The sequence below is a fragment of the Virgibacillus sp. Bac332 genome (assembly GCF_003667785.1).
GTDB lineage: Bacteria > Bacillota > Bacilli > Bacillales > Amphibacillaceae > Virgibacillus > Virgibacillus salarius.
In genome coordinates this window covers 54,021-68,909 of record NZ_CP033046.1, presented here as the reverse complement: position 1 = coordinate 68,909, position 14,889 = coordinate 54,021, and the positions used below count along the sequence as shown (strand labels likewise).

Below are 14,889 nucleotides of genomic sequence, written 5' to 3'. Positions count from 1 at the left end.
ATAGTTTCGCTTTAAATTATTAGAAAATTTTCTTAGTTCAAATTTCACAACAGCTTTAGCTTTTAGAGTTTCTTCTGAGCATTAATGAACAACCCGTAACAGGCTAGCCATCTTATTGATTACAGTAATAGTTAAATTAATGAGCAATGTATACGCTTAAGGGTTGATTATTTTCATTGATGTTGAAAACGTTTTCAATAATTGGAAACTAGTAAACTATATTTAGGAGGTTTTTATACATGGTCGTACCTTATACACATGAACCCTTTACAGATTTTACGGTGGAAGAGAATAGACAGCAAATGCTAGCTGCATTGAAAAAGGTAGAGAAGGATTTAGGTAAGGAATACCCATTAATTATTGGTGGTGAACGTATTACAACAGAGGAAAAAATCGTTTCTGTTAATCCTGCCGATAAAGAGGAAGTAATTGGCTATGTTTCTAAAGCAAATAAAGAATTAGCTGAGAAAGCAATGCAAGTTGCAGATAAAACGTTTGAAACTTGGAGAAAATCGGATCCGAAATTCCGTGCAGATATCTTATTTAGATCTGCTGCGATCATTCGTCGCAGAAAGCATGAGTTCACTGCCCATTTAATCAAAGAAGGCGGTAAACCATGGAAGGAAGCAGATGCAGATACAGCAGAAGCTATTGATTTCCTAGAATATTACGGACGTCAAATGCTTGAATTAAAAGATGGAGTTAAAGTGAATAGCCGTCCAATTGAATATAACCAATATCATTACATTCCATTAGGCGTAGGTGTGGTTATTTCTCCTTGGAACTTCTTGTTTGCGATTATGGCAGGTACTACTGTAGCAGCAATGGTAACTGGAAATACCGTTTTATTGAAACCAGCAAGTGCGACTCCAGTTATCGCTTATAAACTGATGGAAGTATTGGAAGAAGCAGGAATGCCAGCAGGAGTTATTAACTACATTCCTGGTCCTGGGAAAGAAGTAGGCGATTATTTAGTTGATCACCCACGTACGCGTTTCATAAGTTTTACTGGTTCTCGTGATGTAGGTACCCGTATTTTTGAACGTGCGGCAAAAGTACAAGAAGGTCAGAAATGGTTGAAACGAACAATTATTGAAATGGGTGGAAAAGATACTATTGTTGTTGATAATGAAGCAGATTTAGAATTAGCAGCTGAATCAATTGTACAATCCGCTTTTGGATTTTCTGGACAGAAATGTTCAGCATGTTCTCGCGCTGTCATTCATGAAGATGTCTATGATGAAGTGAAAAATAGAGTTGTAGAACTTACCAGCGAGTTATCGGCAGGAAATCCTTATGATAATTCCCATTTCATGGGTCCGGTCATTGATCAAGGAGCTTATGATAAAATTATGGATTATATCGAGGTTGGGAAGAAAGAAGGAGACTTATTAGTCGGTGGTACAGGTGACGACAGCAAAGGCTGGTTTGTAAATCCAACGGTGTTTGGAGATGTTGATCCAGAGGCTCGTATCATGCAAGAAGAAATATTTGGACCTGTGGTTGCATTAACGAAGGCGAAAAGTTTTGATGAGGCCATTGATATAGCCAACAATACCGAGTATGGCTTAACTGGTGCAGTAATTACAAATAATCGTACGCATCAAGAACAAGCACGTCAGGATTTTCATGTAGGTAACCTGTACTTCAATCGCGGTTGTACAGCAGCCATTGTAGGCTATCAGCCATTTGGTGGATTTAACATGTCTGGAACAGATTCAAAAGCAGGTGGACCAGATTATCTTATCCATCATATGCAAGGTAAAACAAGTTCTGAAATGCTGTAAATAATACATTAACTATCTCTCCTGCAATGCTTTACAAATAATGAAGTGGAAATGCATGTTCAAAAAGAAAGGTAAAAAGGAAGAGCAAATTCCTTTTTACCTGATCTTTTGAACATATTTTTTAGAAAATTAGTGAAGTTTGGGGGAGGATCAACGTGGAACAAATCATGCGTAATTTCTTTTTATTTTTATCAAATAATAAACCACTAACGAAAGCAGCAAAGAAATACGGTTTTCGGTTTGGAGCATCACGATTTGTCGCAGGAGTAGATATTAATGGTGCAGCTGAGAAGATTAAAGAATTAAACGATAAGGGGTTTGAAGTAACTGTCGATCACTTGGGAGAATTCATTGACAATGAAGAAGAAGCGAGGCAATCTACTGAGGAATGCATTCATGCAATTAAGGTCATTGCGGAAAAAGATCTGAATGCACAATTGTCGTTGAAATTAACCTCACTTGGTATGGATATTTCTTATGAGCTTGTCATGGGAAATATGCGTAGAATACTACAGACAGGGAAAGAGTATGGAGTCATTGTCACAATTGATATGGAAGATTATGAACGAACGGAACAAACGTTAACCATTTTTAAATCATTGAGGCAGGAATTTGATAATCTTGGAACGGTACTACAAGCTTATCTTTATCGTGTAGAAGAGGATTTAGATGCACTAAATGAGTTTAACCCATATTTGCGGCTTGTAAAAGGTGCTTATAAAGAATCCGAAAAGGTTGCCTTTCCAAATAAACAGGATGTCGATGAGAATTATAAAAAGATCATTAAGAAGAATCTGTTAAATGGTAACTACACAGCTGTAGCTACACATGATGATGATATTATTGCATATACAAAAGAACTGGAAAAAACACATGCTATTCCCAGAGATCAATTTGAGTTTCAAATGCTGTATGGTATCCGAATTGAACTTCAAGAACGATTGATTGAAGAGGGGTATAAGGTGCGCGTTTATATGCCTTATGGTGACGATTGGTTTGGATATAATATGCGTCGCTTAGCAGAACGACCTGCCAACGTTGCCTTTGTGTTGAAAGGAATCTTTAAAAAATAAAGTTAAGGTTACTTCAGTCCTTCTGAGGTATAACGAAAGTGGTCCGCTACTAGCAACAATCTTTATATTATAATTCTATGTAGGCCAAAACGAATCAACGCTTTACTAGTAGTCGACAATACGACTACTCGAACTATTGAAACGGAGGGCTTACTATCAGCTATATGAAAAAATTTTTATTACGTGCAAGCTGCTAATTTGGGTTGATGGATGATAAGCTACCTTCTCAAATTGCGCTTGCACTTTTCTATTACTGTTTATTCCGTATATAATTGACAGGATAACCCCTAAAAATGATACCGCCATCATTAGGTTATCCAGTTCACATAATTGCTTATCTATAAAAAAAGGCGTATGCTAGTATTATAAAAAGTAAGTGAATACTTACTTACTTTTTAGTGAATAAGATAAAGGGGTGTCTTTGATGGCAGATAGAGTAGTAGTTATAACAGGTGCCGCAAGTGGAATTGGACGTGCAACTGCGTTAAAATTTGCGCAAGAAGGGGATAAGGTAGTAGTTGCTGATTTGAATGGAAGTGGTCAAGATATAGCTAAGCAAATTACTAAAGATGGCGGTAAAGCTACATTCATAAAAACAGATGTTTCCAAACAAGAGGACGTACAAAACCTAGTGGATAAAGCAGTGGAGTTATATGGATCCATAGATGTAATGTTTAATAATGCTGGAATTGGCGATATGGGATCAATCCTTGAGCCGAATATAGATTCTTATCATAAAACAATAGGTGTGAATCAACACGGTGTGGCATATGGAATCTTCGCAGCAGGTCGTAAAATGAAGGAATTGAATGTAAATGGTGTTATTATTAACACTGCTTCCGTATTCGGTTATATGGCAAATAAAGGTACATTTGCTTATCAAGCAAGTAAGGGTGCAGTACGAATGATGACACAAACTGCAGCACTAGAGCTCGCACCATTTGCTATTCGCGTAGTTGGTGTTGCTCCAGGTGGGGTTGATACGCCAATTATTCAAGGTTATAAAGATAAAGGGATGTTGGAACATTTGAAGAAACAGCAAATGCGCGAGCAGTTGATTCAACCAGAGGCTATTGCTAATGCTGTCTATTTACTATCACTAAAAGAAGCAGATGTTATTAATGGAAGTATTGTTATGCTTGATGATGGTTATGCATCATTCAAATAAGTTATAATAGTAAGGCTGGTGATTCCTCCAGCCTTACTTTTTTGTCTAGGAATTATAAAATTTGTCCATGTGGATATGGGCGTGTTGGGTCGCGCCTAGCTCCAGAGCCCAGAAACTAAGCGACTTCACGAATCTTTCTGCGATAAGTCATCATTGGCTAGAAAGCACATCATAATTTCTTTATCTCCATTGACTCGCTCCAGTCGCTATGTTTCTAATCGGGTGCTTACGCTTTTGCTCTTCACGTTAGGAAGATATAAAACTTTAGCTTAGTCGACTAAGCAACGTAGCGAACATTTTTAAGTACAATGTATATGTAGAAACTAAGGTTTTCGCAATTACTTGGCGAAAAGCCAAGTTTTTCTTATAAGTTAAGAAAGTATAAAATCAGTGCAATGACTGCGTTAAGCCAAGTAGTTATTTTTAAATGTTTGATGTATATTGGCAATGCTCCGACTAATTACTTCGCTTTCCGCGGGCACGGCCTTAACTAACTTTGCAAAGAAGAACACGTTGCAAAGTGGATTTTCGGCTCGCGCAATTCCCGCAGGAGTCTACGTAATTAGTCTCCGCTATGAGAAGGTGCAACAATTCTTGTCATAAGAAATAGGTTGACTTTTTTTTACAATGGGTAAAGTGAAAATCGCTATCCGTGAGTATAAAAGCAGCTGTGTTACTTCATGCTAGCGTTGTAGAGCCTGATAATAGCGAAGGCCGGCCACTTCAACTCCTGTGGGAAATGTTTGACCTGAAGATCCACTTTTTTTGAGCGGATTTTGCTAAAAAAAGTTAGCTGAAGGACAAACCCCACGGAAAGGGAAGTGGGCAGCCGGAGTGGTGTTCAAGCAGTAGCTATTATTCCATAATAGCTACTAGAGGAAGCGTAAATCTGAGCATGTAGTGATAAGGAATGAGCGAATTTTGCTCAGTTTTTCTTAGAAAGGGGGCTCTAGTCTCTTGAGAAAAGGTCAAAAAACAAGACAAATGATCGTTGAGCAATCTAGAAAGCTCTTTGCTGAAAAAGGTTACGATATGACAAAAACGACGCATATTGCTGATCAATGTGGCGTATCGGAAGCGACGATCTATAAGTACTTTAATAGTAAGCTCGATCTTTTAATGGAAACAATTTCGCATGAAAAATTAGAAATACCAGAAAGTAGTAGTTTACATCATAAACGGACAGAGGAGCTTTTGGAATTATATGTACGACAATTAACTCGTGCTGTCTTAACGAATTTTGAACAGTACGCTATCTTGTTCCGTGAAACGCCCTTGCATGAGGAAATATCGAAAAAATACGTGCAATATACATATGAACAAAATGAAGTTAGTAAGGAATTACAAGTACGAATTAACAATGGAGATTTAAGTGGTGTTTGCGATTTTGAATTGCTAAATGTCGGAATCATATCTTCTATTATTGCAATGAGTACACATCATCGGATTCACAAAGGAAAGCAAACATCTTTGTTTGATGAACAAAAGATTGAACAATTCGTAGATTTTATATTGCATGGAGCATTAAGAAGCTAGGGACCTTTCAAGAATTTATCCATGGATGTAGGTTTACATTTAGTAGATTTAAACGTAAAATCTTACTATATATTCACTGAGAAAAGGAAGGGTAGAATGACAAAGTATATTGGATTTGCAGGAACCTATACAAGAGAACAAAGTAAGGGAATCTATTGTTTTGAGCTCGACAGCGAAGCTAAAAAATTACAGGCTGTTCAAGCAGTAGCTTCTGTTGGAAGTCCTACCTATCTAACAATAAGCGAGGATGATCGCTACCTATTTTCAGTTGGACAAGACGGAGAATTAGGTGGAATGCGTGCTTATGCGATAAACGCAGAAACACATACATTAAATCAAATTAATGAACAGTTGCTGGAAGGAAGAGCGCCATGCCATGTAAGTATTCGTGATGGAAAATTGGTGACTGGAAATTATCATAAAGGTGAAGTTGGTCTATATTCGGTTAATAAGGATGGTTCCCTTGAGCTAGGGCAATTTGTAAAACATGAAGGTAATGGTCCCCATGAACGACAAGAAAAATCCCATGTTCATTTTGCTGGCTTTACACCAGATGGAAACTATGTAGTAGTATGTGACCTAGGAACAGATGAACTTGTTACCTATCGTATAGAAGCAGGTGAATTGATACGGCATGATACACTTTCTATAAAACCAGGAAGTGGTCCCCGGCATATCGTTTTTCACCCAAACGAAAAGACTGCTTATTTACTAACAGAGCTAAGCTCAGAAGTCATTGTATTAGCTTATCATGCAGATGATGGAAGCTTTACTGAAAAACAAACAATCAAAGCAAAGCCAGAAGGTTTTACGGATACGAATGATGCAAGTGCAATTTCTATTTCATCGGACGGTAAATTTCTTTATACAGGAAATCGCGGGCATAATAGTATTGCTGTCTTTCAAGTAGAAGGAGAAACAGATTTTCTAACGCTGATTGAATTCACAGCTACTGGAGGCGATTGGCCACGTGACTTTGTTTTGGATCCAACAGAATCCTTTATTGTTGCTTCGAATCAGCATAGTGGCAATTTGGTCTTGTTTGAGCGAAACAAAGTGACGGGTAAGTTAACAAAATTGAATAGCGAAGTTGACGTTCCCGAAGTTGTTTGTGTGAAATTTTTAAATGAACAAAAGTAAAAAATAATTAATGTGTATAGAGCTCATTACTAATACTATTTAGTATTAGTGGTGAGTTTTTTATTGCCTAGAAATTATAAAATACGCTCTTGTGGATTAATATGAGCGCGTGGAGCCGCGTCCAGCTCCAGCGCCTAGAAACGAGGTAACGAAACGAATCACCCTTCGATAAGTCATCATCGGCTCGCAAGCTCACCGTGACTCCTTTATCACCGTTGTCTCGCTCCAGTCGCTATGTTTCTATTCGGGCGCTTGTGCTTTTGTTCAAAGTTAAGAAAGTATAAAATCAGTGCAATGACTGCGTTAAGCCAAGTAGTTATTTTGAAATGTTTGATGTATATTGGCAATGCTCCGACGAATTACTTCGCTTTCCGTGGGCACGGCCTCAACTAACTTTGCAAAGAAGAACACGTTGCAAAGTGGATTTTCGGCTCGCGCTAATCCCGCAGGAGTCTACGTAATTAGTCTCCGCTATGAGAAGGTGCAACAATTCTTGTCATAAGTAATAGGTTGACCTTTTTTTACAATGGGTAAAGTGAAAATCGTTATCCGTGAGTATAAAAAGCAGCTGTGTTACTTCATGCTAGCGTTGTAGAGCCTGATAATAGCGAAGGCCGGCCACTTCAACTCCTGTGGGAAATGTTTGACCTGAAGATCCACTTTTTTGAGCGGGTTTTGCTAAAAAAGTTAGCTGAAGGACAAACCCCACGGAAAGGGAAGTGGGTAGCCGGAGTGGTGGTCCAGCAGTAGCTATTATTCCATAATAGCTACTAGAGGAAGCGCAAACCTGAGCATTTAGTGATAAGGACTGAGCGAATTTTGCTCAGTTTTTCTAATTGATTAGGAAAATATAAGTATGTACCTTATAAAAAAGTTGTTTTTGGCGTTTTGTCCCCCTCGACAAATTTATGGATCAAAATCCAATTTTGCATATTTGGCTGTGATTGATTTGGTCTTATTCAGACAATACGAGTTGATTATAATAAGAATAAGACATACTACTTTTTCGATTGAATGTAGGAGGAAATCATATGAATCAACGTAGTATGGCAGTTTTAAAACAATTGATTCAACAGGATGCTTATATCTCGGTATCTAAGCTTTCGACCATTTTTAATGTATCAAGAAGGTCTATTTACAATGATTTAGAAAAGGTTAATGATTGGTTAAAGGAACATGGGTTTGATGCAATTAAACAAGTTAGATCTGAGGGGATATACCTTGATGATCAAACGAAACAGGAAATAATAAAGAAGTACACGTTGATGGAGGATTCCTATTATGAATATTCTGCAGGTGAACGAAGGGCATGGATATATATTCATATAACTAGTAGTAGCCAAGCGTATTTTATCGAAGATTTAAAAGAGCTTCTACAAGTAAGCCGGAATACCATTCTTGAAGACATCAAGAAATTAAAGCGGGAAATAGGTGAATATGCATTACAACTAAGTTCAGAACGAGGAGAAGGCTATTATATTACTGGAAATGAAAGCGATGTCAGAGATTTGCTGATTCACTATCTTTCCATCGTAACCCCAAATGACGGCTGGTATAGTCTGATGGATGAAATACCACCGTTACAAACATTCTCTATTTTTCGTATGGAGTGGCTGCAAATTCTCCACAAGTATCTAATCGAGTATGAACAGCAATTTAAGATTGAGATCATCGATGATGTTTTAAACAACTTAGTAATATGGTTTCATTTCTTTATGAAGAGAATGGAAAAAGGAGCAGTCATTGAGAATGACCCTATTGAGAAACAAATCATCGCAGCAACAGAGGAATATGTAGGGGCTAAATTATTATGCGAGCAACTATTTAAACGATTGTCAAACCCACAAGCTTTACATGAAGAAGTTTATTATATCACTAAATATTTGCTCAGTGCCAAAGTGAAATATAATTTAGGCCCAGATTTAGCAAATAAAGAAATGCAGTCATTGCTTGACGTGGTAGAGAACATGGTTGCTGATTTTCAATTATATGCAGCGGTTGAGTTTGATGAACCAGATATTATCATTCAGAATCTTTTGCTTCATCTAAAGCCTGCTTATTACCGAATTAAATACGGAATTAAAGTAGAAAATACGCTAGTTGCATCCGTCAAACAGAATTATCCAGAGGTATTCCATATTACAAAAAAGGTAATGCGTCATTTTGAAAATCTCATGAATCAAAAAGTTGATGAGAATGAAATAGCATTTATTGCGATTCACTTTGGCGGTTGGCTTCGTAAAGAGGGAGTAATTCTTGAGCAATCACCTAAGAAATTACTCATTGTTTGTACCAATGGTTTAGGGACTTCAAGACTCCTAGAAAGTCAGCTTGAGGGGTTGTTTTCCAATATTGAGATTCAAGGTGTAACCTCATTAAGAGAATATCAACAAATGGAATTAACGATAGATTTCATCGTGTCTACCATAGCGCTTCCACAACGTGGAGTTCCTGTTTTTGTGGTTAATCCTGTCCTAAATGATGATGATAAAGAACAGTTATTCAAGAAAGTGAATAGTTTGTTTGACAATGGGAATAAGCAGCAAAGATATTCTGCTGAAACTATATTAGATATAGTAAGGCGTTATTCCTCTATTCACAATGAGGATGCGCTTCGTCAGGAATTAAGAAGATATCTCTATGCTCCAGTACACCTTGATAATGAGGGAGGGAAGCAGAGTTTACATGAACTATTACCACCACAACGAATTAAGGTAATGGAACGTGTAGATACATGGGAACAGGCGGTTAGAATAGCTGCAAAACCATTATTATATGAAAAATATATTGAGAATCATTATATTGAAAAAATGATTGAGAATATAAAAAATAGTGGGCCATACGTGGTAATATCCGAACATTTTGCCTTACCTCATGCCGGCCCCTTCGATGGTGTTAACAAAACTGGTTTTAGTATGCTTGGCTTACGTGAGCCTGTCAATATTCTAGGAAAGGAAGTTCGTATCCTTGTCATATTAGCATCAAAGGATAACGAGCAGCACTTAAAAGCCTTATCACAATTGACACGGTTATTTTCCAATAAGAAAAATAAAAATCATCTTACCCAGACAATGGATAAAAGTGAAATTAGTCATTTTATCCGCGTTTACTCAAAAGAAAATTAACTATTATTTGAAAAGTTAGGTGTGTAAAGCATATGAAATTTTTAGAAGAAAATATGGTGCAGTTTGATGTAGAAGTAGCAAATGCTGAAGAGGCAATAGAAGCTGCTGGTAACCTTCTATTACAGCAAAAATTAATTGAATCGTCCTATATTCAGGCAATGAAACAAGCTTATCAAACGAATGGTCCATATTTTGTACTAGCACCACAAATAGCTATACCTCATGCAAGGCCCGAGGATGGGGTAAATGAAGCCTCGGTTTCTCTCGTCCAACTTAAAAAACCGATTCCATTTGGACATGCAACAAACGATCCTGTTCGTCTGGTATTTGGATTAGGAGCGGCTTCTAGCGATGAGCACTTGGTTTTATTAAGGAAATTAACTGGACTATTAAATAATGCTGACAATATTAATCAATTAATTCATGCAAGAGGAATTGCTGATATAAACAAAATAATCGAAATGGGGAGATAAGAATGATGAAAGTATTAACTGTATGTGGTTTAGGTCAAGGAACAAGCTTAATTTTAAAAATGAATGTAGAGCAGGCGCTTAGAGAGAAAGGGATACGAGCAGATGTTGAGCATACCGATGTTTCAACTGCTTCCAGTATAAATGCTGATTACATTATTACAAGTAATGAGCTATCGGAAGGGCTAATAGGACATCCTGCAAAAATTATTATTGTGAACAATTATTTTGATATGGAAGAAATTAATCAAGCAATTGAGCAGAATGTTGATAGCAACTAATTACAACTACTAATGAGATATAAAAGGGGAGGAATTAAGGATGGATGTTATTGTATGGGTCGCTACGAACGTCTTCGGTGAGGCAGCGATATTATTAGGCTTTATCGTGCTTTTGGGACTAATACTGCAAAAGAAATCAGTTAGTCAAACAATTAGTGGAACATTTAAGGCTGTTATTGGATTTTTAATTATTAGTGCTGGATCTGGAGTCATTGTTAATGCTTTAACTGTTTTTGAGCCTCTGTGGAAGGAAGTATTCAACCTCTCAGCGGAGCCATTAGGCAATTTTATGGGGCAAGAAAGCTTTAATGCGAAATATGGGAGCGCTGTAACATTGGCAATGACATTAGGCTTTATTATCAATGTATTGCTAGCACGTTTTACGAAGTTAAAGTACATCTATTTAACAGGACATATGATGTTTTGGACGACAACGATATTCGCAGGTGTTGTCATTCAAGCAGCTGGTGATGTCTCCTTTGGAAAGCTGGTAATTTTCCTAGCAGTTGTCATGGGATTATACTGGACAATTCAACCAGCTCTGACCCAACCATTTATGCGGAAGATTACAGGTAACGACAATATTGCTTTGGGTCATACTTCTGCATCTGTAGCCTTACTTGGCGCATTAGCAGGTAAATTTCTTGGAAACAAAGAGAATGACTCAGAAAAAATTAAGCTTCCAAAGGGATTAGAATTTCTAAGAGATTCAAATGTTATTACGGCATTAACCATGGGATTATTATTTCTAGTTGGAGCAGTTATCATTTCTTTTAAGAATACACCAGGTGCACAAGAGCTAGTAGCTGCTGCCGGTGATCAAAACTTTATTATCTATGCAATCATCCAATCCTTCACTTTTGCAGCTGGAATCGCTGTTGTATTACTGGGGGTGCGAATGTTTATCGGAGAAATGGTCCCAGCATTTAAAGGGATTGCTACAAAAATTGTTCCTGGTGCCAAGCCTGCATTAGATAGCCCAATCGTATTTCCATATGCGCCGAATGCCGTGATTTTAGGCTTTTTAGGCTCCTTTATTGGTTCTTTACTATGGTTAGTTGTATTAGGAAATACAGTAGGCTATGTATTCGTTCCGACAATGATTGTTTTATTCTTCCATTCGGCTACAGCTGGAGTTTTTGGAAATGCAACAGGTGGAGTAAGAGGAGCATTAATTGCAGGCTTTATTACTTCTACAGTAGTTGCGTGGGGCCAATTTGTTATGGTTAAACTACTTTTGCCGGATACCGTTCCAGATACAGCAATGTGGGCAGCAGATTCGGATATGTTCATCTTAGGACCAATTATCCGTTTTCTTTCACAATTGTTATTTTAAAAATGTTTGAAGTGGATATCTCATCGGTTTCAATTGGTAAGAAGGTATTTCTGTGGGAGAAGAAACTGTATAAAGTTTACAGTGCTTTGCTCAAGAGGAGATTGTTAAAAGAAGGTCTAACTTTTGAGATATTCCTTTCACTATATAGGCGTGTAACTACACCATCTTATAATAATAAAATGATAGGAGTGTGTACTTTATGAGCTTTATTCGTACGTTTCATGGAGATATTAATCCCAAAACATTGGGAGTAACATACTCACATGAACATATTGTTTGTCGTCCGCCATATTGGGTTGAAAAACAAGCGGAAGATTTACTACTTGATGATAAAGAAAAATCGAAGCTCGATGTCTTAGATTTCAAACAACTCGGTGGTCAAGCAATTGTTGATGCTACTGCTATTGATTATGGTAGAGATGTAAAGGCAGTTAAGGAAATTTCTGATGAAACTGGAATTACAATCATTGGGACAGCTGGTTTTAATAAAAGCTTCTTATGGGAGGCACCTGTACCAGAGCATGTAAAAGCAGTAATTGGGAATTATCAAACATTTTATGAGTGGATTGATGCAACTTCCATTAATGATCTTGCTGATGTTGTTATTAAGGAAATTGAAGAAGGTCTTGAAGGAACGGGAATACGTGGAGGACAGGTGAAATTTGGTACAGGGTATAACCGGATTACCCCTTTAGAAGAAAAAACATTACGTGCTGTTGCAAGGGCGCATCATGAAACAAAGGCACCTCTCCATTCACATACAGAAGCAGGTACGATGGCGTTAGAACAAATCGAACTTCTTAAATCAGAAGGTGTGAATTTAGAATTTATTAGCTTTGGGCATATGGATCGAAATCCAGATCCTTTTTATCATGAACAGGTTGCAAAGACAGGTGCACTTCTTTCCTTTGATGGTATCTCGAAAATTAAATATGCACCAGAGAGTACTCGGATTTCCTGTATTTTGGAGTTAGTTGATAAAGGGTATGAAAGGCAAATTCTTATTAGCGGAGATACAGCTAGAAAATCATATTATAAGCATTACGATCATGGTTTGGGATTAGAAAATATTCTTGGTAAATGGGTACCACGTTTTATTGAAGAAGCAAACCAAAAAGGATTTGATGGAGAACAATTGGTTGATAGATTTTTTATAGAAAACCCTGCTAACTGTTTTTCATTTAAAAAGTAAGGCGTAGAAGGTGAATGAAGTGGAATTTCAATATCAAAATTCATACGAGATTGAAGAAAAGATAAAGACATGTAAAGTGGCGCTTTTGCCAATTGGTGCTGTGGAGGCGCATGGTCCACATTTGCCATTAGGTACGGACAATATTTTGGCAGAAAGTGTTGCTAGGAGGCTAGCAGAACAAGTAAATGGATTAGTATTACCGACATTGCCGTATGGCCAAGTTTGGAGCTTACGTAATTTTCCAGGAAGCATTACGTTAAAGAATGAATCACTTATATCGATTCTCGTTGATATAGGAGAAAGTTTATACAAGCAAGGCTTTACTACGTTTGCGATGATTAATGGTCATTTAGGTAATGGAACAGCATTGAAGGAAGCGGCTCGTGTACTTTTTGAAACCTGCCCAGAATTACGAGTATTCTATTTCTTTTATCCAGGTATGAATCAAGCAGCTGAAGACGTTCGGGAAACAAAGTCAGCTCATAACACCTATTTCCACGCATGTGAAATCGAGACTTCCTATATGCTATATTTAGCTCCGGATTTTGTAGATATGGATAAAGCTATTACGGATATCCCTGAGATTCCAGCTAATGCTGATGTTACGCCAACTCCATGGGAAACATTTACAAAATCAGCTGTATTAGGTGATGCCAAGCTTGCAACGAGTGAGAAAGGGAAATATATCATAGATATTGCTATTGAGAATATGGTGAGGCTTTTAACTGAAAAGGCTTCGAGTTAGCGATGTTTAGAAAGAGAGAGACAAGCATTTGTAAAATCTTAAAAATTTTGAGGAGGTCTGTTTGTCATGATCCAGCAATACTTTCGTGAAATTACAGAACTACTAGCTGTTGTTGAGAAAGAGGAACAGGAGGTAATGCAGCAAGTAGCTCAGCAGGTGGCAAAAACGATAGAGCATGACGGGGTGATTCACTTATTTGGTTGTGGTCATTCTCACATTTTAACAGAGGAAGTATACTATCGAGCAGGAGGATTAGTGCCTATTCATCCTATTTTACATGAACCACTTATGCTGCACGAGGGTGCTTTACGATCTTCAACGCTTGAAAGGAAAAATAATTATGCAGAAACATTTATGGACGAACAAGATATTCAAAACGGAGATATGTTAATTGTTATTTCTACATCTGGTCGAAACCCTGTTCCAGTGGATGTAGCAAGGATAGCAAACCAAAAAGGCGCTTTTGTAGTAGGGATTACATCTATTTCCTATTCTTCTAGTCAGCCATCACGACATGCGAGTGGTGAGCATTTGTATGATGCTGTAGATATTGTCATCGATAATCATGCACCTATTGGAGATGCGCTGTTATCTCATGATAAGGTAAAGGTAAATTTTTCACCAAGTTCAACCGTAATTGGCTCCGCTATTTTGAATGCAATCTTTGCTCAAGCTGTTAAAGTGATGGCTGAGAATAACTATAGTCCTCCAGTCTTTCTGAGTGGGAATATTGAAGGAGCAGATGAACATAATCAAAAGCTAGTAGATAGGTATAGTAAGAGAATTAAACTTTAAGTTAACATTATAAATACTTTCCTTTGCATGAATAAGTAATGCAAAGGAAAGTATTTTTTGTTTAAAGTTAAGAAAGTATAAAATCAGTGCAATGACTGCGTTAAGCCAAGTAGTTATTTTGAAATGTTTGATGTATATTGGCAATGCTCCGACTAATTACTTCGCTTTCCGCGGGCACGGCCCATAGCCGTCAAGCTAATAAAAAAGAAGTACGGTGCAATGAAAATATTAACATATTTTT

General features: G+C 37.4%; 13 protein-coding genes. All 13 read left to right on the top strand.

The features are described 5' to 3' along the window. Positions 1-239: 239 nt before the first annotated feature. The 13 genes from pruA (at position 240) to D9782_RS00230 (ending at position 14,648) form a co-directional block, all read left to right on the top strand. On the top strand, positions 240-1,787 hold the full coding sequence (gene pruA / locus D9782_RS00290; protein ID WP_026679812.1) for an L-glutamate gamma-semialdehyde dehydrogenase: 1,548 nt from the start codon (positions 240-242) through the stop codon (positions 1,785-1,787). A gap of 155 nt (positions 1,788-1,942) precedes the next feature. Further along, positions 1,943-2,860, top strand: coding sequence for a proline dehydrogenase family protein (locus D9782_RS00285; RefSeq protein WP_026679813.1), 918 nt, complete (start codon positions 1,943-1,945; stop codon positions 2,858-2,860). Between the two features lie 424 nt (positions 2,861-3,284). Next, on the top strand, positions 3,285-4,028 hold the full coding sequence (locus D9782_RS00280; protein WP_121603748.1) for an SDR family NAD(P)-dependent oxidoreductase: 744 nt from the start codon (positions 3,285-3,287) through the stop codon (positions 4,026-4,028). 957 nt (positions 4,029-4,985) lie between these two features. Next, positions 4,986-5,564, top strand: coding sequence for a TetR/AcrR family transcriptional regulator (locus tag D9782_RS00275; RefSeq protein ID WP_121603747.1), 579 nt, complete (start codon positions 4,986-4,988; stop codon positions 5,562-5,564). 96 nt (positions 5,565-5,660) lie between these two features. Next, positions 5,661-6,704, top strand: a complete 1,044-nt coding sequence (locus D9782_RS00270) for a lactonase family protein (RefSeq protein ID WP_121603746.1) — start codon at positions 5,661-5,663, stop codon at positions 6,702-6,704. A 570-nt stretch (positions 6,705-7,274) separates the two neighbouring features. Further along, on the top strand, positions 7,275-7,454 hold the full coding sequence (locus D9782_RS00265) for a hypothetical protein (protein WP_121603745.1): 180 nt from the start codon (positions 7,275-7,277) through the stop codon (positions 7,452-7,454). 281 nt (positions 7,455-7,735) lie between these two features. Further along, positions 7,736-9,829, top strand: coding sequence for a BglG family transcription antiterminator (locus tag D9782_RS00260; RefSeq protein ID WP_034679319.1), 2,094 nt, complete (start codon positions 7,736-7,738; stop codon positions 9,827-9,829). A 32-nt stretch (positions 9,830-9,861) separates the two neighbouring features. After that, positions 9,862-10,302 (top strand): PTS sugar transporter subunit IIA, encoded by a 441-nt coding sequence (locus D9782_RS00255; RefSeq protein ID WP_026682000.1) that lies wholly within the window; start codon positions 9,862-9,864, stop codon positions 10,300-10,302. 5 nt (positions 10,303-10,307) lie between these two features. Continuing rightward, positions 10,308-10,580 (top strand): PTS sugar transporter subunit IIB, encoded by a 273-nt coding sequence (locus tag D9782_RS00250; protein WP_121605777.1) that lies wholly within the window; start codon positions 10,308-10,310, stop codon positions 10,578-10,580. Between the two features lie 40 nt (positions 10,581-10,620). After that, positions 10,621-11,916, top strand: coding sequence for a PTS ascorbate transporter subunit IIC (locus D9782_RS00245; protein ID WP_026682002.1), 1,296 nt, complete (start codon positions 10,621-10,623; stop codon positions 11,914-11,916). A gap of 199 nt (positions 11,917-12,115) precedes the next feature. Next, positions 12,116-13,108: a phosphotriesterase family protein gene (locus tag D9782_RS00240; RefSeq protein WP_121603744.1), complete on the top strand. Its 993-nt coding sequence runs from the start codon at positions 12,116-12,118 to the stop codon at positions 13,106-13,108. Positions 13,109-13,127: 19 nt separating this feature from the next. Beyond that, positions 13,128-13,853 (top strand): creatininase family protein, encoded by a 726-nt coding sequence (locus tag D9782_RS00235; protein ID WP_026682004.1) that lies wholly within the window; start codon positions 13,128-13,130, stop codon positions 13,851-13,853. A gap of 66 nt (positions 13,854-13,919) precedes the next feature. Beyond that, complete coding sequence (locus tag D9782_RS00230; RefSeq protein ID WP_026682005.1) at positions 13,920-14,648, top strand: SIS domain-containing protein; 729 nt, start codon at positions 13,920-13,922, stop codon at positions 14,646-14,648. Positions 14,649-14,889: the final 241 nt, after the last annotated feature.

Bases quoted from the DNA above. Each gene is read 5' to 3' on its own strand.
- D9782_RS00255 (WP_026682000.1), top strand. From the start codon at position 9,862: ATGAAATTTTTAGAAGAAAATATGGTGCAGTTTGATGTAGAAGTAGCA.
- D9782_RS00250 (WP_121605777.1), top strand. From the start codon at position 10,308: ATGAAAGTATTAACTGTATGTGGTTTAGGTCAAGGAACAAGCTTAATT.
- D9782_RS00230 (WP_026682005.1), top strand. From the start codon at position 13,920: ATGATCCAGCAATACTTTCGTGAAATTACAGAACTACTAGCTGTTGTT.
- pruA (WP_026679812.1), top strand. From the start codon at position 240: ATGGTCGTACCTTATACACATGAACCCTTTACAGATTTTACGGTGGAA.
- D9782_RS00240 (WP_121603744.1), top strand. From the start codon at position 12,116: ATGAGCTTTATTCGTACGTTTCATGGAGATATTAATCCCAAAACATTG.
- D9782_RS00270 (WP_121603746.1), top strand. From the start codon at position 5,661: ATGACAAAGTATATTGGATTTGCAGGAACCTATACAAGAGAACAAAGT.
- D9782_RS00260 (WP_034679319.1), top strand. From the start codon at position 7,736: ATGAATCAACGTAGTATGGCAGTTTTAAAACAATTGATTCAACAGGAT.
- D9782_RS00245 (WP_026682002.1), top strand. From the start codon at position 10,621: ATGGATGTTATTGTATGGGTCGCTACGAACGTCTTCGGTGAGGCAGCG.
- D9782_RS00280 (WP_121603748.1), top strand. From the start codon at position 3,285: ATGGCAGATAGAGTAGTAGTTATAACAGGTGCCGCAAGTGGAATTGGA.